The organism is Rhizobium sp. Leaf262 (assembly GCF_001422245.1).
Lineage (GTDB): Bacteria > Pseudomonadota > Alphaproteobacteria > Rhizobiales > Rhizobiaceae > Agrobacterium.
This window is the reverse complement of record NZ_LMMM01000001.1, coordinates 781,312-804,259: the sequence shown is the minus strand read 5'-3', so window position 1 is coordinate 804,259 and position 22,948 is coordinate 781,312. Positions and strand designations below refer to the sequence as shown.

Here is a 22,948-nt window from a genome sequence, read left to right as displayed (position 1 = left end):
ATAGCCAAATCCCTTCATTTGCAGTCGATTCCGAGCTTTCCGACTGGTTTCCGTCCAAAAATACGCGCACTTATCCAGACTATCCGTACGTTTGATTGCTTATAATTTATATATTAACGTGCAAAGTCGATCTGCAAATATATATTTCTATATATGCAGCATTGTGAGTTTAGTGATTTTATATCTTTATACTTTACTCTTCGATCTCACCTCTTTCCTGCAAGACACACTTATTCGTTCGCGCAACTGACTGAGCTCGCGTCATCACCATTCGTTGCTCGTTCAACCATAAGCTAAACAAGCCATTTCAACGGGGCGCTGAAAGCTACCTCGTAACTGTATATGTGTGGCACCTCTCAGCGCCCCCAATTATCAAACCGCATTTCCAGCCAGCATCCGGGCCCGCACGCCAGGCTGAAATCTAATCTTCCTCGTCTTCCTACTTCTCTGCCACTATCCGCATTCCAAACTCAGCCACGCTCGAAATACATCGACGCGCAATAAGAAAGCCCGTTCTGCCCATAGGGTCACCAACGGGTTATTCCGCCTGCACAGCGCGCATTTCATTTATCGAGTTCTGCTCAGATAACTGAGTACCATCAAAACAAAACCCGCCACCTTCTTCGCCTGGGGCTGCCAGCACGAGAACGCGACTTCAAATACCATAAAGGAAAAATCTCTCGTCGTAAATCAAAATATGAATATTTTCCTATTTTGATTGTGATAAATTAAGACATATCTTCCCTCCAGTTTTCAGGAGAGTCTGGGGTTTTCCTGCTGTGAGCACCAACATTGGACCGCCGGAAATTACATTTGGGAGGACAAGCCAGCGCTCGACGAACAGGGCTTCCGACCCCTGCCATTCTCGATCTGATTCGCCTGCCGTATATCTGTGCCCCTTTTAATGTTCATGGCCACTTTGGAGGAGCCCGGCCAATGAACTGAGACAAAATATCCCTTCGGAGAATGGGGGGCACCAAAGGCCTCATACGGGCTTGAACCCATCGATCAATGGACTCCAAACCAAATTGTAAAAGATATGATCATTAACCATCCTTTACTCTCGACGTGTGTGTCGTAATTGCCGCGGCATCACTCAGAAGCAGTTCCCGCGAACGCACTTAAACACGACAACCGCTGACATCCAAACGGGAAAGAGGATGACAGGTAAAGTTATGAGTATCCACCACTTTCTCGCCCAACGAAGCACGGCTGCCACGCTGACAAGCCAAATCGCTACAAACATCCAAAACAGAAAGGAAAATTCTCCGAAAGTAACCCCGAACCAACCGTACTGCGCGGTCGCTTGCCGCACAGTGATAAATACGGCGATTACTACAGCCACTATACTGAATAATTTCGCTTTCCCGCTTTTCTGCATTATTACCTCTTCGACAACCTGGATGACTCCGAACACACTGGAATTACATGACAGCAATGCCGGTGCTGCGCCAACTGATCGTCCGAAGCGTTGTCATCATTGACATCTGGGATGGGCTCAAAGGACGTCGATGACACACTTGCCTGATAAGGATCGACAAGCCAAGGGCCACAAAGAATAACGGAATAATCGCCACCGGCATAGCGATAGAGCCGGCGATGCGCGACATCGGCTTGCTTCAGCAAGCGCAACAGATCATCAAACTGCGATCCGTCCATGACAGCGTAGACACGCTTGTCTTTATCAGCCGAAAGCTCCGAAATCGCCTTCGACAACGCCTGCGCGACTGACGACAATCCGCTCTCATCAGTAGCCCCAGCATGCATCAGCCTATCTTCGCACTAGCGACTTGGATTGGGATGCCATGTTCTTCTGGCACTCCGTGCCGCCTGCTTCACCTTCGTCGCCGATGAACACATTTGGAGAGCCTGTTTGCGCTTGGCCACCGCAATCAATGGCATCGCCAATGCGACCACCAGGCTTGCCATTGATGAAAACAGTCGACGAGCCAGCGGCGAGCTTACGCCCGTGAACGGGCTCTGGGCAAACCCGGCAACGGTGAGGCACATAGGAATCACCTACGCGCATTAGGTTTTTTTCACAAACACGTTCGGGCTTCCGCCTGTAGCAAGCGTAGGCGGAAAGTGGCACGAGTGGCCAGAGCCAATGTCAGTGCGGCGGTGAGCTAGCGGTATTATAGCATCCTAATTCTATTACCACTAATCACAATCATCTGCCTATTGATTACGACGAAAAGTAATCCCATACACTCCTAATACTATTAAAACAAAAAATAGATATGATATCATCCCGTAGAGTATTGGCGCAATAAAATTACCATAAAAAACTCCACCAAATCTGTATGCAAGTGGTAAAGAACTCAATATCCCAATCAATGCAATTAACTCACATACCATCCTTCCCCGAGCGACAGCATTACTTTCTCCATATCGCGCTACATTCGAAGACCAATTCCTACCTGCCCTTTTAGCAAGAACGTTAGCTAAGAAAAGCGAGATTAAAATACCGATTATCAGACAAATAACAGCAAAAATTATATTTTGAGAATTTTTTTCCGCGTACAGATGCCCCGCTAAGAAGGCAAAATCAAACAATTGGACGAAAAAGAAATAAACTACAATTCGAAGCGAAAATTTTACAAATTCTATCACTTCCAAAAAGCCTTGATTGTGTCAATTGCGAGTTGTGACAAGGCATCGTTGTTGGCAGCATAACTTAAAACAAACGGTCTCTGGCAAAGCCGGGGCGGTTCACTCGCAAAGTATTCAAGATTTGCCACGTCTGCCTCTAACGGTTCCAGCCAATCTAATCCCGTGTAGCGAATTTACCTATAAATGTATGACGGAGCTCCTTTAACCATTCCGGAAGTAAGAAATCAACTTCAGACCGGCCATACTGTTCCTTCATATATTTCTCGGACAAATCGTGACAGAACTCTGGATCGAATTTTTTTGAAGCAGCCGATTCAAGTAGGCACAAGATATCTTCAACGGTTTGATCAGAATGCTCAATGACAAAAAAGAGCTTCAGATCACCCTTCTCCTGACCTTCAGCCCAAATCTCCAGCGGTACATGTCTACGAGCTAAATCTCGCCACTCTTCACTTTCTAAATCTGAATTTGTAAGGTCTAAAATAAACCTTCTTAGCTGATCAGCCGCCCCCAAAGGATCATTTGCGGGGATTATTGCACCTTGCAAAACACGAACATCGTACAAAAGTCGAGCCGTAGATAAAAAACGGTTTGTGAAAACAAACCGAGCCTGGTTCCAATCTTCTGCACTTCCCGCAGTCAAACTATAACTTTCAAGTAGAGCATCACCTTCAGGTCGCTCATTCCCAGAAAGCCCGTCAATTTGCCATTGTTCCTCTTGAAACCATTGCTTAGACCCCAATGTTTTCGCCCAAAAAAGGCGGAGATAGTTAAATGTAAGGCTGTCCTTCCAGAAATCGTTAAAATTAGTATCGCTAAGCAACCTCGTAAACTCCGAATAAGTCATCTTTTCATCCCACAAAGGCTATTCCGGCTTGAACTTCCACATCTACCCGGGGGGTGTCTTTCATGCCATAAAGCCTCTGGAGATTAAATAAACCCTCTCCAGTAAACGAACGTTTCATTGGCCCAACGCCGGAAGGAGCGACATTATTTATCCATTGAGAGGCTTGGATAAACGCCGGTGCACGCAAATGAGAATCAGTGAAATTGGTCTTCGCAGAAAGGTGAGTTAATAAAATTCTTCCCAAGGGCTTAGGTAACGGGTCACATAACGCCCATTTGTTCGACTCATTCAACTCGGCTCGGTTTGCAGCTATGCCTTGAGCCTGCCAACGACCACGATGAGAATTACATCCAGCCACGACCGCGCTAGCTGCGGTAGCCGAATGGTCGGCGATTATTTTTTTTCTATGTTCTTCGATATTAGCTATTGTGGCTTTTTGGGATTCAATCGACGCTCCAAGAACTGCTCCCGAAAGTGCGCCCCAAACACCCCCAGTTCTCCCTGTGGATGCTCCACGGCCAGCACCCTGAAGTAGCATTTTCCCGACATCGAGAGCAAAATCAGACACCAATAGACTCCTTCTCAAGAGCATTTTGACACAGAAAATTTAATAAGGCTCGAGCGTCACTTATCGGAAACTGTGCTGTTTCTAAAAACTCCAACATGCCTGATCGCAGCAGTGCGTCCTCACCATACAAACAATAAATCGTAGCTAAATCATAATAATCCAACATCGTGGGCTTAGACCTTTTCTTCAAGATCTCATGTGACCAGCGAATTGCTTTAAAAACACTTTCATGAGAGTAATGAATATTAGCAATATCATTAAATTTAAGTATATCTGACCTTAGCCGCACGGTAATATGCCTTAACTCAACTTCTTCTACCTGTTTGGATGTCAAACGGAGACTTCCGGATGACGAAGGGACATCATCACGTATTACAATCTTTCTGATATCTCCCTCGTCACATGGTATTAATATTCCGTCTGCTCTGCCAATTAAACGTTTCTTTTGGCCAGGCAATAGAACTCCGTGGATATTTTCCAAAACCACAGGATCATAGTGACGAAACAAGGAAACACCTGAACCTTCCAAGTATATTAAATTTATACTTCTCAGATGCTTACATAATTCATCAAATGACAAACTCCATATCCAAAAAACTCCGACGTCATGGTTTCTGAAAATATAAAAAATATCTTCTAATCGGTCTCCAATTTCTACTAGAAATGGTCCTGACCTACTTCTATCAGGATCGACATTTTCAAGATAAAGAGAAATATGTTTTAATCTCTCTCTTCTCAAATTATCAGGAAGATCTTCAAAGCACGCACCGTCCATTACTAAATATAATGAATTACTTATCTCTCTCAAGTACTTCTGAAAATCCTGCACAATATCTATATATTTCATATCACTGCCTATAAGCCAATGAATGGCTTATTTTCATTGGCTAGCTTTTTAAGACAGTCTGTCGCCTGAAAAGGAGTCTCACCTGCAACAATTAACGGCGAATACAGAATTGGACCAGGACCAATTGTGAGTTCTGCCGCCCCACCTTTTAGCAAATTGGTAAGAGCCGCTTGCGATATAATTTTGCCTACATGATCCATTTCGAATCTCGTACTGCCTACCACAAACGTCAATTTTCGCCCTACGCGTATCTCAAGCTCTTCCCCCACAGAGTAGCTCATTTTTTTACCAACACTTACCGATTTCGAACCAGATATCTGCTCAGTTGCATCAGTGCCAACAAATTCGTTCATCCCCTTTTCGACTGTTATATTAAAATAGCCATTTCCTCTTGAGTAATTTTCTGGCCAAAAGGATACGGCACCCGCAATGCCATAATCGCTGGCAATATCAGCGGAAGCTGAGAGGATACCATAACTATTCGGTCCGACAGCGATCGAAAAATTTCCGCCTATCATTTTATCAAAATTATTTCCAACTTCGACCGCTTTGTTACCGCCAACAGATTCGAGAAAATGATTATCAATTCGCGCAGTATTGTTATGGAGAACCTTCTTGTTCAGGTCCTTCTGCGCATGGACAAAAATTTCTTCATTATCTTTTTCATCTTCAAAACTTAACTCGTTAAACCCCTGCCCCTTATGCGTTTGAGTTCTAAACGTACTTTTGGTCTTATTTGCAGGCAACTCATAAGGCACCGTCTGCCGCGCATTCGGCACCACCCCCGTCACCAGCGGGCGGTCGGGATCACCATCCACGAACGCAACCATTACCTCCATACCGATGCGCGGAATGATCTGCCCACCCCAGGTGGCGCCTGCCCAGTTCTGCGCTACGCGCACCCAGCACGTATCCGTGCCATCCTTCTTGGCCCTGCGGTCCCACGGGAACCACAGCTTGATGCGGCCATATTGATCCGGGTGGATTTCTTCGCCGTCAGGTCCCGCAACAATCGCCACCTGTGTGCCTTCGATCTTCGGGCGTTTGGTCGTACGATGCGGGGTAAGCGGCACGCGGGCCGGAATGGCCTCGAACTGGTTGCGGTATTCAGGCTCGTTGCTGTTGGTCTCGTACGAGCGATCCACGATGGTGTGGCTGGCCCGGATGATTACATGCTCTTCGTATTCGTGTTCCGGATGGGCTTCCTCATAGGGGGTAAACCGGCGACCAGCCTCGAGGATGCGGGATGTCGATCCGCCGAAAACGCGGTCATGGTCGGCTTCGATCGACTGAGCCCTCAGCTTCTGGGCACGCTCCGCTTCTTCCACGGTCTTGATGCGGGCAGGGTATTCGTAAAGCTCCCGCTTGGTTGCATCCGGCATCTGCACCAAAGACGGTGTCATTGTGCCCGGCACCATCCTCGGTGTCTCGAAATTCCAATCGGCGCCTGCACGCTGACCCGGCACGTAGGAAAAGCGACGGGCCCAGTCGTTGATGTGGTTGCGATCCGACGAGCCCTGTGCCAATCTCACTCTGCCTTCACCCTGTGCAGACGGTGAAGGTCCAAGCCAGCCATTGGCGGTATCCGCCACATGCAGCTTGTGAGAGCCGTCTTCGTGGCTGAACCAGTAAAAAAGACCGTCCTCCTGAAAGCGACGCAAGAGGTAATCAAGGTCCGTCTCGTTGAACTGGACGCTGTACTCTTGTGCAGGCGGAGGTTTAATGATCCCGGACGTATCCGGTGCCGGAATGCCATGTTCGGAAAAGAGCGTTTCAACGATGTCGATAGAGGTCTTGTTTTGCCAGATGCGGCAGTCTGAACGGCGCGACAGCAGCCACATTTGTGGACGGATCGTCATGGCGTAGGAGCGCAGGCCGCGGGTGATGGGTGGCCCCTCATGCAGGTCGGTCACCAGCCCATTGAAAGGACGGCGCACGCCACTGCCATCCTCGCCATCGCCCTGTTGAACTTCGACCGACACATCGACCAGACGACCAATCAGTTCTTCCGGCTTCACCGCTTCCTTCTTGGCGCGGACATTTAACTGTATCTCGAAAAGCTGTGATACACCTTCGTTGATCACCATGCGCTCGGGCAGCAACTGGTCTTCGCCGAGAGGCGACTTGACCTTCAAAACACGGCTGGCCTGGATGAAATCGGCGGACGATGGCTGGTCGGTCATGGGGAACCCCGGTGAACGGATGGGATAAAATATCAATCAAACTTCAAAAACCAAACATAATTCAATCAATAATTGTGTCAACAATGAGAAATTTATCAATTTGCGCAACTATATCGAGCTCCGTTGAATCGGATATTGAATTCGGTCGCCCGAAGCGTGAACTTGGCCGAGAGGCTGCGATTGTTTTTTCGAGTGAATTGGCTAACGGCCGCTGAGGCTATCGATCAATAGGTCGCGGAATTCATCCATAGGCTGCTCTTGTGTTTCACCTGTCGGGCTCATGCCGCTGGTGAAACCGTCTTTCAAAAAACGGGACATGAGTTGCGGATCATCGGTGATGATATGTGCCGGTACCGCTCTTGATGCGCCCGGCCCCGTTATAATGGACGCCGGTTGATGATCGCCAAGAATGATGTAGGTGGCGCCACGTCCCTGCCGGGCGATGAAATCGCCCAGTGTTGCCAGAGAATAATCGATGGTCTGGATATACTGAGCGCGGACGCGATCGGGATTGGCCCACACGACCGCGGGGGCATCCCCGCTGGTAGCCTGTTGATCGAAAGCCGATCCATCGCCTACCGCGTTCCAGTCGATGAGTTTGGGGACCGGCGTCCAGGGCGCATGGCTGGAAATGAGGGCTATTTCCGCCATCACGTTTTGGCCGCGCGCATGAGCGGGCTTTATCGCAAGGCGATCAAAGGCGGACAGGGTGTATTGATCTGGCATCGTGACCCAGTTGAAGGGCTTGCCCTTATATTCCAGGCCTGACGCCGAAAGGACTTGATCGTAGCCGAAATAGTCAGCCTCCGGCCAGTCCATGGTGATGGCGGGCATGACAGCCACGCTGTGCCAGCCCGCCTGTGAGAACAACCGGTTCAGGCTCGGCTGGCTGCTGATCATCAGCCGATCGTAGCGGGCCTGACTATCGACCCACAGTCCTGACAGCAAGGTGCCGTGGGCAAGCCAGCTTAGCCCACCAACCGTGGGAGAGGTAATCCAGCCGCTTGCGGAATAAAGGCCCGCCGCTGCGATCTGTTTATCCATTTCGGACAATCTCGGTGACGTGACGCTGGCGTATTGAGGATCTTCGACAGCGGACCGTCCGTAGGATTCCACGAAGATGAGAATGACATCCTTGCCCTTCACCGCCTGAAAGAGGTTCTTTCCGTCGCGCGGGCCGATGCCTGTTGCGAGTTCCCGTTCGAAAACCTGCATGTCCGCGACGGAACGCACGATGAGATTGAGCCGTGCGGAAAGATAGGTGGGCGTCGCGAGGGTGATCCTTTGCGTCCCGAGCAAGAGCAGCCCCACACCAGCGACCAAGATGGCCGCAAAGGCTCCCAGCAGCAGGTGCCTCAGGCGTCCCTTTGACTGCGCCATCCACTTCAGTGACTTGAGGAATACCGTTGCCACCAAAAGGACGAGGACGATGCCACCGACCAGCGCGGCAACGGCTGCCGGGGTGCCGATCGTGCCGGATATCAGGTTCCAGCCATCCATCAGCATTTTCAGGTCGAGATAGGGATTGAACTGCCGCTGAAACGCGCTTCGCACGCCGATGTCGGCGGTCTTCAGAAACAGAACGAGAAAGACGATGAAGCCGCAGACAAAGATGATGACGCGCCTCAGCCATCCCTGTGTGACCAGCGCCAAGAGAGCCATGAGTGGCCATTCCAATGGTAGCCGGGCAAAATTGCTTGCGCCGAGTGCATCGGGGTTGTCAGGCAGCGTGAAGGCGAGGAAAGCGGTAACGGAGAACAGCGCTGCACCGATGGCCGCTTTCAAGTTAATGTATTCACGAGCTGATCCGATGTTGCCCATTACTTCAATCCGCTTTCCGATACGGCTCGTATAGGCCTGCTGGAAAAACAACCATCATACAAAGGCCGCCGCGCTTGAACAAACTGCGAATAGTTGCATCCGTCGTGACGCTGGCCGTGCTTGCTGCGATCATCCTTCGCACCGATTTGGCGGCGCTCAACCAGTCGCTTGCGCGCATTTCGTGGGGCGCTATCATCGGATGCCTTGTGCTGGTGCAGGTGCAGATCGTTCTTTCGGCATTGCGGTGGCGCTTCACGTCCGCTCGTCTGGGCCAAAATATTGGGCGGTTCAAGGCGATCAGGGAATATTATGTCGCGAGCTTTCTCAACCAGACTCTGCCCGGCGGCGTGGGCGGCGATGCAGTGAGAGCTTGGAGGATGCGCAGTGACGAGCCGGGCGGCTGGAAGCAACCGGCCAAGGCGGTGGTCTTCGAAAGACTGTCCGGGCAGATTGCGTTTTTTGCTTTGGCAGCGACCGGGCTCGCCATCTGGCCATTCATCACCCGCGACGATTTGAGCCATCAGATGCGCTATATCCTCATCATCGCGATTACGGTGAGTGTCATCACCATAATTGCCGTGTTGCTGAAAAAGCGGAGTGGCGCAGCCATAAGCACGCTCAATGGGGAGCTTATGCAGGTTTTTGTCCGGCGAAAGGCCTGGCTTTTTCAAGCCGTCACCAGCGTCGGCATTCTTGCAAGCTATATTGGCGTGTTCTTCATCGCGGCGCAGGCGACGGGGTCGCAGCTGCCTTGGGTCGCGTGTCTGACGGTCATTCCCTTCTGTCTCGTCGCAATGCTCATTCCAACCGGCTTTGGTGGCTGGGGCACTCGTGAGGCTGCGGCGATGGCGCTTTGGCCTATGCTGGGAGCATCGTCCGTCGATGGCCTTGCCGCCAGCATCACCTATGGGTGGCTTTCGCTCGTAGGGGCAGCGCCAGGCATCGTCTTCCTCGCCGCAGTGGCTTTCCGAAAGCGGCCACGCGACGCGTGATGGCAATCTCACGTTCGCTTCACCTTGGCGTAGATATCGCCGGACGGTGCATCTTGCGCCATGGATTGCAACTCCGCCAAAATTTCAGCACCCGCCTTCCATTCTGGAGACACGAAGCGATGCGTTTCTCCCTCGACGCGGTTGAAACGATAATCGGAGAGCGCCTGCAGCATCGCGATGGCTTGAGACGCGACTGACGGCATGGCGGGGATATATTCGAAAGCGACGAGATCGATCGGCTTGGTGAGACCAGATAGCACTTCGGCTTCTGCTCCCTCCACATCGATCTTGCAGAAGCTGGGCAAGCCATATGTCTTGATCAAATCATCCAGCGTCACCATCGGCACGGTGACTTTCCTGTCCCAGTCGACATGGGCAAAGCCCACGCTTTGTTTGACAGCGTCCACGAAGCTGCTGGAGACGCTGGTGACTGTTGGGTGGCGGCTTGAGATCAATAGCTCGACCTGCCCCTGTGCACGACCGACGGCGACGCGCTCAAAGCCTTCAAGCTCGTCGCCAAAACGCTTTTCGACAAAATCCGCAAACATCGGCTGAGGCTCGATAGCAACGACTTTCGCACCAATATCCAGCAACGTCCGCGTTCGGCTGCCCACATGCGCGCCGATATCGAAGGCAAGATCACCAGGCGCGACAAGAGACCGATAAAAACATTTCAGCGCATAACGCCGCCATGGCTGCCCGTAGTAGACGACGAGCGAACGCGCGAACCCCAGCGAAGGCGACAGATTGGAGGCGATTGTCATGCCCTCACCCGCTGGCGCACGAGATAGACGACGTCGATGGCAAAGGAAACGACCAGCATCGCGAGTGCGACAGCTGCCAGATAGGCTGACATCGGGACCGTAATGGCGGGAACCAGAATCAGGCAAAGGGTGACAACCTGCACCACACAAACGAACTTGCGTCGGAGCGACGGGGGCAAGTCGGCGCTGAGAAATGGTGCAGCCCAGCCTGCGGCGACGAAGATATATCGCATCAGACCTATCATGAGCACCCAGGCACCGGCCTTATCCATCATTGCTGCAGCGACCGAAAGCACCAGAATAAGGAGAGCATCCACTTCCATGTCGAGGCGCGCGCCGAGTTCGGACTCCTGGCGATACCGACGCGCGAGATAGCCATCGATCCCATCCAGAGCCAGCGCAAACACCACGACCCCGACCAGTACCCAGAGAACGGTGTCGGTCTTGTGCAGACTTTCAAAACACAGAACCGTTGCACCGGTCAGGCTGACAAGCGACGCCCGGAACGCCGTGACCATGTTGGCATAGCCAAACCTTCGGTGTGGATAACCTGGAAGAAGATACATCACGAAGCCAAAGATGATCGACAGTGAAAGCACGGAAGCGGCCACGAAATCCCAGCCAAGAGACATCTCCGTGCGGACCAGAAGAGCAACAATAATTGTACCCAACATCAGGCAGGCAAGATGCGCCAATGTATTGTGAACGAGGGGTCTTCGCCCCTTGAGGCCATTGGGCACCTCGCCGTGGATCAGAGCCATTCATTCCTCCCGATCAGCGCACTCACTCGGCTGCAACCAAAGTCTTGATGTCCATGAGATGCCCAGCCCGAAGAGTTTTGGTGCGGAGGTAGTTCTGATTTTCTGCTGTCACTGTTCCTGTCACCGCAGCACGTGCATCGACCTCGATACCCCCTGCTCTCAGCGCACTGATCTTTGTCGGATTGTTGGTATAGACAGCCACCTTTGATATATTCATGTGCCGCAGCATGGCAACCGCTGCCTCATACCGGCGGTGGTCCTCTGCAAGGCCAAGCTCAGCGTCCGCATCGATCGTGTCGAGACCCAGATGCTGATAACCGTAGGCTCGCATTTTCGCACCGATACCGGTTCCGCGTCCTTCCTGATCGAGATAGAGCAACACGCCGCCACCTGCCTGCTTCAAAAGCGCCAAGCCGTTGCGTAGCTGATCGCCGCAGTCGCATTTGAGCGAGCCGCAGAGGTCACCGGTGATGCACGAGGAATGGATGCGAATGGGCACAGTGCGCGAGACATCCGGTTTTCCGACGACAATTGCGACCTGATCCTTCTGCGCAAGTCCACCCCGGAAAACGACAAAGTCGCAATCGCCCAAATCCTTGAGAGGGACGCGTGTGCGAACGACCTTTTCAAACCTCTGACGCGCAGCGTCTGCACCGTTGAGGCGAGAGGCCGACAACTGGCAACATCCCGCAAATCTCTCGTGAGAAGCCGAGACGTCTGCGAGAACCATTGCCGGCAGAAGCAACGCGATCCGCGCCAATTCAGCTGTTTTCGATGCTAGTTCGTCGGCTTCCACCCACTTGGTTGGCCCAGCAGCCCCCAAAACATAGGACAGCCCAGAAGCTTGCTCGAAATCCACACCGGACAGTGGCGTCAATACATCCCCGTTTCCGATAATGCCGAGACGGCTGGCACGCGGAGCGGTGAGCAAGAGAGTATGGCGGCGTTCCGTCGCTATGGCGAATTGATCGTACAAAGAGGGTGAGACGGCATCCAGTGCCAGAACGGCCAATTTTCGTGGGCCGGATGTCAGAATGATGGGTCGACCGAAACGTAGCTCGGAAACAGCGCGCTCGACTTCGATCTCAGGCGTGGTGAACTGGAAAGCTTGCTGACTGATAGGCGACATATGACATTCTCTTCCTAGCGTTATTGTTTTTTTACGGAGAAGATCGTGAGTGGATTTCTCGCGGGACTGAAATTTATTTTGGCAACCTGCACGGAACAAAACGCGCGTCTCGGCAATACGCTCCATTGAACAAGCATTTAATGGGATCACCCTTTTGGCATCTCCTACCATCACCGCACACCCGCGTCATAAGGCGACGTGTCGAGCACTCTGGATCGAAAAAGCAAATCATTGCGTCCTTAAGGAAAGCGCCGTCGAATCCATCAACGGCGACGAGGTATTCGTCCGCACCCTCTACAGCGGCATCAGTCGGGGCACGGAATCTCTTGTCTTCAAGGGTGCCGTGCCACAAGAAGAGTTCGACCGGATGCGCGGGCCCCATATGGAAGGCGATTTTTCGTTCCCGGTGAAATATGGCTATTCTGCTGTGGGCACAGTGGAGGCCGGGCCGGAGGAGCTTGTCGGTAAGACCGTCTTTTGCCTTCACCCTCACCAGAATTTCTTCGTCACGACGAAAGATATGATTTCCGTGCTGCCGGACAATCTCCCACCCGCACGCGCAGTGTTGGCCGCCAATATGGAAACCGCGCTCAACATTGTCTGGGATGCCCGTATTCAACCCGGTGACCGCGTGGCGGTTTTCGGCGGTGGCGTCGTCGGTACCTTGATCTCCAACCTTTCGGGCCGCATTCCCGGCACGGAGACGGTTCTGGTTGATATGAATGCTAAGCGCCGCGCTCATGCACAAGCGATGGGCATCCGCTTCGTCGAGGCCAGCGGTCTCGATGGTGAGTTTGACGTGCTTATCAACGCTTCGGCATCGGGTGCGGCTCTGGCAGATGCCATCCAGCATGCAGGAGTGGAGGCGCGGATCGTGGAGGCGAGCTGGTACGGCGACAAGTCCGTGACGATCCCGCTGGGTGGCACGTTTCACTCCAAGCGACTTTCACTCATCAGTTCGCAAGTCGGCTCAATTCCCGCATCGAGAAAGGCCCGTTGGACGTTTTCGCGAAGGATGGCGAAGGCGCTCGAACTGCTTCACGACGACCGTGTCGATCACCTGATTTCCGGCGAGACAGCCTTTACTGATCTGGCCATCGACTATCCACGTATCCTGTCATCGCAGGACACGCTTTGCCACCGCATCGTTTATGAATGAAAGAGAGACCATGTTCGCAGTCGAAGTTCGAGATCACATCATGATAGCCCACAGCCTTCCAAGGCCGGTTTTCGGGCCGGCGCAAGGCATGCATGGCGCAACCTTTGTCGTCGACGCGGCCTTTTTCACCAAGGACGTCGATGAAGACGGTCTGGCGGTCGACATCGGGGCGGCAACGACTGTGCTTTTCGACGTCCTGAAGCCGCTGAACTACCAGAATCTCGATGAACTCGATGTCTTCAAAGGCAGAGTCAGCACGACGGAGGTCATCGCAAAACATATTTTCGATCAGCTTGCGGCTGCGGTCTCGGCAAAGCGTCTCGGCCCCGGAAGTCATCGGATTTCGCGCCTGAAAGTGACGTTGCATGAATCGCACGCAGCCCGTGGCTGGTACGAGGCGGATCTTTGAAACCACACCTCACCTTTGCCTATCCAGGAAATCTTGAACTCAAGACCGGCGGATATGGTTATGACCGGGAAGTCATAAGGGGTCTTCGCGACCTCGGTTGGAATGTCGACCTTCTAGCGCTCGGTGAGGGCTTTCCCTCACCGAGCGCACTGACGCTGCAGGAGGCGGAGAGACGGCTTTCTACGCTCGAAGACAACAGTCTCGTGATGATCGATGGCCTTGCCTTCGGCGTTATGGACGTGTGGGCCAAGCGTGAGGCACAACGCCTTAGTATCGTTGCACTGGTTCATCATCCGCTGGCACTTGAAACCGGTTTGAGTGAAGAACAGCAGGCACCGCTTCGGCAAAGCGAAAAGACGGCGTTGGCCGCTACGCGCCATGTTATCGTGACGTCTCCCATGACGGCCCGAGAGCTGGCCGAAAATTTCGCGGTACCGCCTGAGAAAATCAACGTGGCCGTTCCCGGAACGGCAAAGCCCTCTGAAACACACAGGTTACCGAACAAAATCCCGCAAATCCTCTCAGTTGGATCTCTTACGCAGCGTAAGGGACACGACATTCTGATCGCTGCGCTGAAAAAACTCGCTCATCTTGATTGGCAGGCAACCATTATCGGAAGCAGGAATTTGGACCCGACCGTTGCGCAGGCTCTCGCCGATCAGATTGAAAAGGAACAGCTTTCGGATCGCATCGTCTTGGCCGGGGAATCCGATGATGTGGCGGCGGCCTACGAACATGCTGATATTTTTGCGCTGGCCAGCCGCTACGAGGGTTACGGCATGGTCTTCGCAGAAGCTTTGTCTCACGGCCTGCCGATCGTTGCCTGTGCGGCAGGTGCGGTGCCGGATGTCGTTCCCGAAGATGCAGGTTTTTTGGTGCCTGTGGATGATGTGGACGCAACTGCGGCGGCTCTCCAGGCTCTGCTAACCGATCCCCACGATCGGGAGCGCCGCGCACAGGCAGCAGCCCGCGCCGGTACGCTGCTGCCAAGCTGGGCAGATACATCAGAGATCATTTCCAACAGATTGAAAGCATTGCTATGAGCGGCTTTGACAAGGACTGGCTGAAACTTCGAGAGCCTGCCGACCGCGGCGCGCGATCAGTCTCTCTGCTGGACACATTCACGCAATATCTGAGCCTGCGTCCCCAGCCGCGGACCATCATGGACATAGGATGCGGCACAGGATCGACCTATCGCTCGCTTTCGCCTTTGGTGCCCGGAGCAACCTGGAAGCTTCTGGACTATGAAGTGGCTCTTCTGGACGAGGCACAGCGCCAGATCGGCGCTGTAGAGAGCGTCGAGTTTCATCGTCAGGATCTAAACCATCTTGATGAAACGCTGCTGGATGGCGTCGATATCGTAACGGCATCAGCTCTTTTCGACCTCTGCTCGGCTGAATTCTGCGACCTGTTCGTAGAGAAGCTCGCCGCTCGCAAGATCGGGCTTTATGCGGCGCTGAATTATGATGGAAAGATGGAGTGGACCGTTCCTCATCCATTGGATGGACAGATCGTGGAAGACTTCAACCAACATCAGCGCTTTGACAAAGGTTTCGGGCCGGCGCTTGGCCCGGATGCGTCAGATCATCTCTCTACCTTGTGCAGAGCCAGCGGCTTTTCGGTGAAAAGCGCCGAGAGCCCATGGCGGCTTGGTACCGACATGGCGCAGTTGCAAACGGATTTTCTGGAAGGGCTTCAGCGACCGGTCCATGAAATTGGAAACACGGACGATGATGTTTTTAAGGAGTGGCTCGACTTTCGCCGGTTACACACTGGCGTAGAGGGCAGCGTCTGTATCGTCGGCCATACGGATATCCTGGCTGTTCCGCATCACTGAGGGTTTTTCGGTCTTCAAGCGACAGTCGAACAGCACATCACTTCCAAGCGCGTAAATATCAGCGGTGGGGCGGTGCGCGTTACAGAGTTCGGCAATCGGCGGCAAGGAAATGCCACACGGACCCGAGCCAATGATCAGTGGTGATATGGCGACGTGGAGCCGATCGACAAGGTTCGCGTCGATGAAGCGGGCGATTGTCCTTGCCCCACCCTCGACGAGTATTCGCGTCAAGCCGCGCTTGGCGAGATGCTCAAGAATGTGATGAGGATCAAGCCCGGCAGGCCCGCGCGTGAGCTTGATGACGGCGGCACCGTGCATCGCGTCTGGTGCATCATGCCCCTGAACGACGATCACCGGAGCGCCACCATCGTGAAAAAGTCCCTCATTGCCGGTCAACTCGCCGCGACAATCGATCACGACGCGGGTGGGGCTGGGACCTTTTACTTCGCGAACCGAGAGGCGCGGATTATCATTCTGAACAGTACCGATACCCACAATCACCGCATCGACCAGAGCGCGGCAGCGATGAAGATGGGCAAGGCCATCCGGCCCGGATATGTCACGCGCGTCTCCGCTTGGCGTCGCGACGCGACCATCCAGTGACTGACCCACTTGCGCCAGAACGAAACCCTGACGTGCCGAGGCGATGGGACCGTAAAGCGTCAGAGCAGCATCGGCCTCCGCTCTTTTCATGACATCTTTCCCATCGCGGATAGAGAGGAGCCGTGTCCAGAGCCTGTCAGTCATATGAAGGTTGCGCATCGACATCCCTGTCTAAAGAATACGGTAAAGCGTGGTGTCTCGGCGGATCAGATGATGGAAGATCACTGCCAGCATGTGTAACGTGAAAAGCGCCAAAACGATCCATGCGCTCCATTCGTGGATGGCGGACAAAGTCGGCGCAATCTGCGGTGACTTCGCAAGCGGGCTCCAGATCGGCACCAGACCGAACCATTCCAGTGGGAAACCATGGGCGTTGGTTGCCAGAAAACCCGAGACAGGCATGATGATCAAAAAGACGTAGAACAAACCGTGGACCGTGTGTGCGGCCATGCGTTCCATCGCTGACCCCTGAATAGGCGGGGCAGGCGCAAACAGCCGGGCGCCAACCCTGAGCAACATGACCCAGAGAACGAGGAAGCCAAGGCTTTCATGGACGAGATAGAAATCGAGTTTGACCTCGTCCTTGACGAAACCGATCATCAGACCCAGCGGCCATGTCAGGAAGACAAGCAGTGCCACGATCCAGTGTAACGCCCGCGAAACCCTGCTGTATTTCGTGACATGATGTGTCGGGTCAGCGGTCATTCGTCTTCCTCCTCCAGAAACAGGCGACGTCCACCATGTCGGCAGAGTACACGGTTTTACGCGGCCGGAAACAGGGGGGATCACACCATGGACAGTCCCGTCGCTTGCCATGGCATCTGTAAGCGAGAATAAAGGACGCCAATGACGGGAAAATGCTTCTGGAGGAAACCGCATGAAGAAGATTTTGACACTTACGATCGCTGCCGTTGCATGTCTGGGGCAGACCGCTCCGGTTTTCGCACAAAGCAATGACTTCAATCTGACCTATTATGTCGAGCGGACGCCCGAAGCCTCACTCGACATCGAAACCTGTGGCGCAGTCGTGGAACATGCAGCCGCAAAGGCAGGCTATGAGGCGAATGTGCAAAGTTTCCCGGGACAGCTCATCCTTGTCAGCGGAGGTAAGGAAGGACACGGTGTCTTCACCGTTCAATGTATTACAGTCGAGACGACGACCGTAAGCGTCGTTCAGGGTATCGACTACCGAAACGGGAAAGGACCCCTCGGTCAGTATGCTGACGACGTTCAAGCAGCGATCATGGCTGCAAAGAAGTAGGTCTGCGCAACCTTGCGGCCCACAAACCGGTTGACGCAGCAGGACGTAGCACTCCGCTTCTGCCCCGTAGAAACATAGAGGAAAAGCTCTTCAGAGTACCTCAACGGCTTGCATGCCATTGAGGTACGGGAGTTGAGACACTGCAGGGTGGGACGCCTGGGCAGATGAGGCCTGCCCGAAGGGATAGACGATATCGCCGTCCACCCCGATGATCCATCAGAAGACTTTCGTCAGCGAAACGGCGAAGGTACGACCACGTCCCTTATAGTCGAAGATTTCGTTGGCGACGGATTGGCCCACCGTGCCGCCGTAAAGTGCTTTTGCACGAGAGCCCCATACGGTGGTGTAATCCGTATCAAAGAGATTCTGAATGCCGAAATTCAGTGTCGTATCGGCTGTCTCAAATTTGTAGCCGCCAGTGAGGTCGAAAAGCGTATAACCTTCGATCTTGAAGTTGTCGGCATCCGTCAGATCGAAAATATGCTGTCCAGTAAATTTGAGGCTGAGCGCATCGTCCGACCAGCCGACATAACCGCCGACCTTGGAAACACTGGCATTTTGTACAGTCGCCTTTTCCCAGCCATTGTCACCCTTCACATCGGTGCGAACCCATTGGCCCAACACCCCGACGTCAAAACCGTGATCGAGCTTTGCTCCTAATTTGCCTTCAATGCCGTAAACACGCTTGTCTTCATTCAGCACGCTCACAGCAAGGGATGTGCGGTCAAGCGTAATGGATTTGTCGGACAAGGAATAATAGGCTGCGGTTTCCATAGTATAGGTGCCATCATCAAAACGGTATCCGACTTCCACGGAGTTCGTTTTAATAGCCTGCAGCGCAGAATCTGCCACGTTTACGCTGTTGTTCAAGACATACCTGTTTCCGACGCGCGTATAACTGCCGACGCCATAGTATTTGGCAGGATCAGGCAACTCGAAGCCTTGACTGAAATTTGCATAGACCTGCTGGGTATTATTGATTTCGTAGGTAGCGCCGAAGTTCAGCAGGAAGTCGTCGTAGCTGACACTGCCTCCCGGAATGGTATCGGCAGAGGTTCCAGCGCCTTGAATGATCGCGACCTGCTGTGCAGCCCCGACGAAATCAGAAACCTTCGTATGGACGAATTGATATCTTGCGCCACCGGTCAACGTCAGGCGATCCGTGGCTTCGTACGACGCCTCTGCAAAGCCAGCGACAGTGGAAACCTTAATATCTGGATAAAGACCTGCTATTCCAATCGTATCGAAATCAAGCCCGCCGCTCGACGAGGCTGTTGCATAGTCAAAAACGTTTTGGTGAGACGATAGAGCGTCGTGATCCGCGTCGATACCATAGGTAATTTTCAGTTTATCTGTCGGTTCCGCAACGAGCGCAGCCTTGCCGGAAAAGTAATCTGTGTCCTGCGCGCTTCCGCCAAAGTAAAAACCGTAAGGTGTTGATAAAGGGTTGGACGCCGGGAATGGGCTGAACGAAATGCGCTCCTTACGAAAAGCGCCTTGAAGCAACAGTTGCTGACCATGGAAATCTTCGTCCGTGTAGGTAGCATTGAACATCGTGCGTTGAGTGCGAGGGTTAAAATCGGATTCGTACCCATTTCGCGTTTCAAAAAGTGAAGGGTTTCTGGTCAGAAAGCCACTGAGATTGGCTCCGTAATAAAGTCCGTAGTCGGAGTCCTGCCTGCTATCGTAATATTGACCCGAAAGCTCCAAGCGACGTGTGTCGTCGATCTGAAAGCCTACGGAACCCAAAAAATCCAGTCGTTTATTGAAAGCAGTAGACGTCTGAACGATGTCCGGAGTGACCATATCACCGTTACCGTCGTAGTAAGCGCCACTGCGATTACCGGAGATGGAAAGACGTGCATCCCAGTTTTCGGCATTATAGGTCACCGCGCCCTTGGCGAAGCGGTCGAAATCCTGACTCCCGGCAAAGCCTGTTTCCGCACCAACGGTGACTTCGCTGTGCATGCCCGTTGGGGCATCCTTGCCCTTTTTGGTGATGATGTTGATGATGCCGCCGGTCGCATTGCCACCGTAGATGGCTGTCGCACCGGACAGCACTTCGATGCGCGCGATATTGAACGGATCAATCGAGTCGAACTGGCGGCTCAGTCCTCGGGCGGAGTTCATGGATACGCCATCGATCAGTACGAGAGCGGTACGCCCGCGAAGGTTTTGACCGTAAGAGGTTCTGGCACCGTCGCTGGCAGGGTCGAAGCTTGGCACCGTGTCGGCGAGTATCTGCTGAACGGACTTTCCGGCGTTGGCCTGCGAGGAGATTTCTTCGCTTTCCACCACGTAGATTGTCTTGGCGGTTTCTGAAATCTGTTGCGGAGAGCGGCCACCGGTTACCACGATCGTTTCCAGAACCGTCGAGCCGCCGCTCGCCTGCGTATTTTCGGAGGAGGCATCCTGCGCTTGCGCTGCTGCATGCAAACCTGTTGCAACGGCGATAGCCAGCAGGCTAACACCAATATTCCATTTTCCGTTCATTTCGCCCCCGGTTCGCAAAAAATCGCCGCAGCCGTCCAACTGCTAAGAATACAAGACTGTTTTTATCATGTTTTATGAGGTAAGACGTCCAAGTGCTTGGATGGGAACGAACACGTTTTGGATAATTGCGAACATCAACGATTAAGACGGGTTGATTTGTAATGGAAATAATTCGGCCGCTCAAACTCGGGACCATTTCTCTGCCCGACTCGGAAAGCAGGCTCGTTTGCCGCACCATTTTGCTGGATATGTTGGGTGAAGCGACGATCACAGTCGAGGATGGAGACCTGGCGGGTGTGACAGGGCTATTCTGGAAACACGTCGATCTCTCGCTCGCAACGCTGTATCTCCCCAAAACGCCGCTACGCCTCACCGCAAAGGGAATTGGCACGCCTGATATCGTTATGCTTCGGGCAACGGATGGACCGCTCATCATTCATCACCGAAAGCACACTTTCACGCTGGCGTCGCGCGACGTCATTTTACTTCCAGCGGACACCTCGACGGATCTTGTGCTGCCAGAGGGTGGCAGGCTGGATTGTGCACATCTGCCGCATTTGGCCACTGTACCGTTCAGAAAGTCGCTCGATAGCCTGCTGCTTCGACGGTTTCAAGCAGAGTGCCTGCCTCTGCAATTGCTGACGAATTACGCAGGCTACCTCTTACGACAAGACAACCAGGACAAAGACCATGCCAGCATGATGGTCGCGCATTTCTATTCGCTACTACCCGTTCTGGCGCAGCAGGTGAAGGAGGATGCAAGCCCGTCAGACGCGCCGCAAAACCGCGTTGAATCGATGAAGGCGCTGATTGAGGAGAAGCTGGCGGACGGCTCATTTTCGATCACCGATGTCGCCAAGCATGAAGGCATAACGCCGCGCGCCATCCAGAAGATTTTCAGTCGCACCGGCACGACATTCTCAAGATATGTACTTGAGCGGCGGCTTGTATTGGCCAAAACGCTTATTCTGGCGGATACTGTGGCAACGCCCATTAGCCAGATCGTCTACAGCATCGGGTTCAACGACCTGTCCTATTTCAACCGGACGTTCCGCAGCCGTTATGGTATACGGCCCACGGATTTGCGGCGTATGACAGGGCAGAACGAGGAAGCGTGACGGCTGCGTTAAGCGACGCGTGCCCGGCCGAGCCTGCGCAAAAACCAGACAGACAGCGCCATGCCAGCGAGCGAGATGATGGTCGCCGTGGAAAACAGCGCGGGATAGCCAAGCTTGTCGGCCACGATACCGGCGACCGATGCACCAGCCATGTAAATGATGAGTTCAGCACAGGTGAGGATGGTAAAATCCGTGCCGGGTTGATCATGCGATGAGGATTTCATGAAGAAGGAATAGATGGCGACGAGTTCCATATAGCGGATCAGTGTCTGAAACGCTGACGCCGAAAGCGCCACCCAGATACCGGGTAGAACGCCTGCCGCGTTCAGGGTAAATGCCAGGAAGCAGATGCTTCGCAGACCACCCAGAAGAATGAGCGTGGCTGTCAATCCCGCCTTGCGGATGAGAAATGCGGCAATCGCCACACCAATCAGCCCAGCCGTTGCAGCAGCACCGCCCGAGAGATAACCGATCCAGTCTGTGGGCACCTTGATATCGACCAGATAGGTGCCTTCCATGCCGCGAACGAGGCCTTCGCTTGCCCGATATGTCAGCGCAAAACCCAGGATCAGCCAGGCATTCGGGCGGCGGAAGAAGCCAAGCAGGCTCGCAGGCTTCTGGCTTTTCTCCGCAGTCTGCGCTTCCGGCTGCATGGCGACAGCAGCGGCAAGCGGCAGCAGAGACAAGGCTGCAACAAGAAGGATCATGGTCTGCCATCCGGCAAGATGGAAGACGACCAGAGCCGCCGTCCCGCCAATGATAACACCCAGCGCCACGGCCCCAGCCTGCACGGCATTGCCCATGGATCGTGTCCGGTCCGTCAACTGACGCACCGCATAACCATCCGTTGCAATGTCCTGAATGGAGGAGATGACGGTGATGCAAATGCAGATGGCAAAGAGCACCGAGACATTGCTTGGGTCGACCAGAGCCATCGACGCAATACCGGCGCTCACCAGAAGCTGGGTAGGCACCACCCATCCACGGCGATGCCCGATCTTCGGCCACGGCGACCAGCGGTCCACCAATGGCGCCACCAGAAACTTAAGGATCAAGGGCAACATAAGCAGGGAAAACAAGCCGATAGCTGTGCGCGAAGCGCCGCTTTCCCGCATGATCGGCGGCAGCGCAACCAACAGCAGATAGGTCGGAATACCCTGAGCGAGATAGAGACCGCCCAACACGCCCATCAACCGCCGCTCGAATGGCGTCGTCAAAACAGCGCGGTCAGAAATCGTCTCATTTATATTGGCCATGCAGGAACCGAATTCTTCGACCGGGATCGCATAGGACTTGAACGTTTTGCGTCAAACATCGTCGCGTGCCGGTAAATTAAACAGGATAAATATCATCATGTTTAATTCCAGACAATTCGCAAGGCTTGGATATGAGCGAACCCGGTTAAGACAATGACGAACCGCGTTCGGCGCGGATTTCCTCGATGTCGCGCTAGACCACCAATATAAATGGTATAAATGACATAACCTTATGATCTTTTAAATTGCGCCGTGCGACCCGCTATGAGATTGTTCCTTCAGAAACA

At 53.4% G+C, this 22,948-nt stretch carries 21 protein-coding genes; 7 read left to right on the top strand and 14 right to left on the bottom strand.

Going from position 1 to position 22,948, the window contains the following annotated elements; translation table 11 throughout:
• Window positions 1–1,383: 1,383 nt before the first annotated feature.
• From ASF29_RS03595 to ASF29_RS03570, 7 genes are all read right to left on the bottom strand, one after another.
• Entirely contained in the window at window positions 1,384–1,767 is a 384-nt protein-coding gene (locus ASF29_RS03595) for a hypothetical protein (protein WP_156462508.1), read from the bottom strand.
• A gap of 4 nt (window positions 1,768–1,771) precedes the next feature.
• Window positions 1,772–2,029, bottom strand: a complete 258-nt coding sequence (locus tag ASF29_RS03590; RefSeq protein ID WP_244473469.1) for a PAAR domain-containing protein — start codon at window positions 2,027–2,029, stop codon at window positions 1,772–1,774.
• A 738-nt stretch (window positions 2,030–2,767) separates the two neighbouring features.
• Window positions 2,768–3,460 carry a hypothetical protein gene (locus ASF29_RS03585; protein WP_062448526.1) on the bottom strand — a complete coding sequence of 231 codons (693 nt, stop codon included), beginning with the start codon at window positions 3,458–3,460 and terminating at the stop codon, window positions 2,768–2,770.
• Window positions 3,461–3,464: 4 nt separating this feature from the next.
• On the bottom strand, window positions 3,465–4,028 hold the full coding sequence (locus tag ASF29_RS24255; RefSeq protein ID WP_156462507.1) for a hypothetical protein: 564 nt from the start codon (window positions 4,026–4,028) through the stop codon (window positions 3,465–3,467).
• The gene (locus ASF29_RS03580; protein ID WP_062448525.1) at window positions 4,021–4,875 is read right to left on the bottom strand and encodes a DUF4123 domain-containing protein; all 855 of its coding nucleotides are present in this window, start codon (window positions 4,873–4,875) and stop codon (window positions 4,021–4,023) included. Before ASF29_RS03580 ends, ASF29_RS24255 begins: the two co-directional genes overlap by 8 nt.
• An 8-nt stretch (window positions 4,876–4,883) precedes the next feature.
• A complete protein-coding gene (tssI, locus tag ASF29_RS03575) occupies window positions 4,884–7,058 on the bottom strand; it encodes a type VI secretion system tip protein TssI/VgrG (protein WP_082453355.1) in 2,175 nt (724 codons plus the stop codon).
• A gap of 201 nt (window positions 7,059–7,259) precedes the next feature.
• Window positions 7,260–8,879 (bottom strand): hypothetical protein, encoded by a 1,620-nt coding sequence (locus tag ASF29_RS03570; RefSeq protein ID WP_062448523.1) that lies wholly within the window; start codon window positions 8,877–8,879, stop codon window positions 7,260–7,262.
• A 74-nt stretch (window positions 8,880–8,953) separates the two neighbouring features.
• Between ASF29_RS03570 and ASF29_RS03565 the strand changes: the two genes are divergently transcribed.
• A complete protein-coding gene (locus ASF29_RS03565; RefSeq protein ID WP_082453354.1) occupies window positions 8,954–9,871 on the top strand; it encodes a lysylphosphatidylglycerol synthase transmembrane domain-containing protein in 918 nt (305 codons plus the stop codon).
• Between the two features lie 8 nt (window positions 9,872–9,879).
• Here ASF29_RS03565 and ASF29_RS03560 read toward each other — a convergent pair whose 3' ends face one another.
• The 3 genes from ASF29_RS03560 to ribA are packed head-to-tail and all read right to left on the bottom strand — an operon-like array spanning window position 9,880 to window position 12,525.
• A complete protein-coding gene (locus tag ASF29_RS03560) occupies window positions 9,880–10,635 on the bottom strand; it encodes an FkbM family methyltransferase (protein ID WP_062448521.1) in 756 nt (251 codons plus the stop codon).
• The gene (locus ASF29_RS03555; protein WP_062448519.1) at window positions 10,632–11,396 is read right to left on the bottom strand and encodes a CDP-alcohol phosphatidyltransferase family protein; all 765 of its coding nucleotides are present in this window, start codon (window positions 11,394–11,396) and stop codon (window positions 10,632–10,634) included. Before ASF29_RS03555 ends, ASF29_RS03560 begins: the two co-directional genes overlap by 4 nt.
• A 22-nt stretch (window positions 11,397–11,418) precedes the next feature.
• Entirely contained in the window at window positions 11,419–12,525 is a 1,107-nt protein-coding gene (gene ribA / locus ASF29_RS03550) for a GTP cyclohydrolase II RibA (protein WP_062448517.1), read from the bottom strand.
• Between the two features lie 154 nt (window positions 12,526–12,679).
• Here ribA and ASF29_RS03545 point away from each other — a divergent pair, with 154 nt between their 5' ends.
• Genes ASF29_RS03545 through ASF29_RS03530 form a run of 4 tightly spaced genes read left to right on the top strand, consistent with a single transcriptional unit; the run spans window position 12,680 to window position 15,930 of the window.
• Window positions 12,680–13,684, top strand: coding sequence for a zinc-binding alcohol dehydrogenase (locus ASF29_RS03545; RefSeq protein WP_244473468.1), 1,005 nt, complete (start codon window positions 12,680–12,682; stop codon window positions 13,682–13,684).
• A gap of 10 nt (window positions 13,685–13,694) precedes the next feature.
• A complete protein-coding gene (locus tag ASF29_RS03540; protein ID WP_062448515.1) occupies window positions 13,695–14,093 on the top strand; it encodes a 6-carboxytetrahydropterin synthase in 399 nt (132 codons plus the stop codon).
• On the top strand, window positions 14,090–15,136 hold the full coding sequence (locus ASF29_RS03535) for a glycosyltransferase family 4 protein (protein ID WP_062448513.1): 1,047 nt from the start codon (window positions 14,090–14,092) through the stop codon (window positions 15,134–15,136). Before ASF29_RS03540 ends, ASF29_RS03535 begins: the two co-directional genes overlap by 4 nt.
• Window positions 15,133–15,930, top strand: coding sequence for a class I SAM-dependent methyltransferase (locus ASF29_RS03530; RefSeq protein WP_062448511.1), 798 nt, complete (start codon window positions 15,133–15,135; stop codon window positions 15,928–15,930). Before ASF29_RS03535 ends, ASF29_RS03530 begins: the two co-directional genes overlap by 4 nt.
• On the opposite strand, the gene ASF29_RS03525 is transcribed toward ASF29_RS03530, so the two are convergent.
• Together ASF29_RS03525 and ASF29_RS03520 are read right to left on the bottom strand one after the other, a co-directional pair.
• Entirely contained in the window at window positions 15,859–16,623 is a 765-nt protein-coding gene (locus ASF29_RS03525; RefSeq protein WP_062448509.1) for a RibD family protein, read from the bottom strand. The two genes, ASF29_RS03530 and ASF29_RS03525, sit on opposite strands and share 72 nt — an antisense overlap.
• 81 nt (window positions 16,624–16,704) lie before the next feature.
• Window positions 16,705–17,238, bottom strand: a complete 534-nt coding sequence (locus ASF29_RS03520; RefSeq protein WP_062448507.1) for a cytochrome b — start codon at window positions 17,236–17,238, stop codon at window positions 16,705–16,707.
• 172 nt (window positions 17,239–17,410) lie between these two features.
• Between ASF29_RS03520 and ASF29_RS03515 the strand changes: the two genes are divergently transcribed.
• A complete protein-coding gene (locus tag ASF29_RS03515) occupies window positions 17,411–17,794 on the top strand; it encodes a DUF6180 family protein (protein ID WP_062448505.1) in 384 nt (127 codons plus the stop codon).
• 216 nt (window positions 17,795–18,010) lie between these two features.
• Here ASF29_RS03515 and ASF29_RS03510 read toward each other — a convergent pair whose 3' ends face one another.
• Window positions 18,011–20,287, bottom strand: coding sequence for a TonB-dependent receptor (locus ASF29_RS03510; RefSeq protein WP_062448690.1), 2,277 nt, complete (start codon window positions 20,285–20,287; stop codon window positions 18,011–18,013).
• 161 nt (window positions 20,288–20,448) lie between these two features.
• Here ASF29_RS03510 and ASF29_RS03505 point away from each other — a divergent pair, with 161 nt between their 5' ends.
• Window positions 20,449–21,405 carry a helix-turn-helix transcriptional regulator gene (locus tag ASF29_RS03505; RefSeq protein WP_200925503.1) on the top strand — a complete coding sequence of 319 codons (957 nt, stop codon included), beginning with the start codon at window positions 20,449–20,451 and terminating at the stop codon, window positions 21,403–21,405.
• An 8-nt stretch (window positions 21,406–21,413) separates the two neighbouring features.
• Here ASF29_RS03505 and ASF29_RS03500 read toward each other — a convergent pair whose 3' ends face one another.
• On the bottom strand, window positions 21,414–22,595 hold the full coding sequence (locus tag ASF29_RS03500; protein ID WP_244473479.1) for a RhtX/FptX family siderophore transporter: 1,182 nt from the start codon (window positions 22,593–22,595) through the stop codon (window positions 21,414–21,416).
• Window positions 22,596–22,948: the final 353 nt, after the last annotated feature.

Coding starts and splice junctions, on each gene's coding strand:
- ASF29_RS03500 (WP_244473479.1), bottom strand. CDS start 22,595: ATGGGCGTGTTGGGCGGTCTCTATCTCGCTCAGGGTATTCCGACCTAT.
- ASF29_RS03585 (WP_062448526.1), bottom strand. CDS start 3,460: ATGACTTATTCGGAGTTTACGAGGTTGCTTAGCGATACTAATTTTAAC.
- ASF29_RS03540 (WP_062448515.1), top strand. CDS start 13,695: ATGTTCGCAGTCGAAGTTCGAGATCACATCATGATAGCCCACAGCCTT.
- ASF29_RS03530 (WP_062448511.1), top strand. CDS start 15,133: ATGAGCGGCTTTGACAAGGACTGGCTGAAACTTCGAGAGCCTGCCGAC.
- ASF29_RS03525 (WP_062448509.1), bottom strand. CDS start 16,623: ATGAAAAGAGCGGAGGCCGATGCTGCTCTGACGCTTTACGGTCCCATC.
- ASF29_RS03595 (WP_156462508.1), bottom strand. CDS start 1,767: ATGCATGCTGGGGCTACTGATGAGAGCGGATTGTCGTCAGTCGCGCAG.
- ASF29_RS03570 (WP_062448523.1), bottom strand. CDS start 8,879: ATGGGCAACATCGGATCAGCTCGTGAATACATTAACTTGAAAGCGGCC.
- ASF29_RS03505 (WP_200925503.1), top strand. CDS start 20,449: ATGGAAATAATTCGGCCGCTCAAACTCGGGACCATTTCTCTGCCCGAC.
- ASF29_RS03590 (WP_244473469.1), bottom strand. CDS start 2,029: ATGCGCGTAGGTGATTCCTATGTGCCTCACCGTTGCCGGGTTTGCCCA.
- ASF29_RS03515 (WP_062448505.1), top strand. CDS start 17,411: ATGAAGAAGATTTTGACACTTACGATCGCTGCCGTTGCATGTCTGGGG.
- ASF29_RS03510 (WP_062448690.1), bottom strand. CDS start 20,287: ATGAACGGAAAATGGAATATTGGTGTTAGCCTGCTGGCTATCGCCGTT.
- tssI (WP_082453355.1), bottom strand. CDS start 7,058: ATGACCGACCAGCCATCGTCCGCCGATTTCATCCAGGCCAGCCGTGTT.
- ASF29_RS03520 (WP_062448507.1), bottom strand. CDS start 17,238: ATGACCGCTGACCCGACACATCATGTCACGAAATACAGCAGGGTTTCG.
- ASF29_RS03555 (WP_062448519.1), bottom strand. CDS start 11,396: ATGGCTCTGATCCACGGCGAGGTGCCCAATGGCCTCAAGGGGCGAAGA.
- ASF29_RS03560 (WP_062448521.1), bottom strand. CDS start 10,635: ATGACAATCGCCTCCAATCTGTCGCCTTCGCTGGGGTTCGCGCGTTCG.
- ASF29_RS03580 (WP_062448525.1), bottom strand. CDS start 4,875: ATGAAATATATAGATATTGTGCAGGATTTTCAGAAGTACTTGAGAGAG.
- ribA (WP_062448517.1), bottom strand. CDS start 12,525: ATGTCGCCTATCAGTCAGCAAGCTTTCCAGTTCACCACGCCTGAGATC.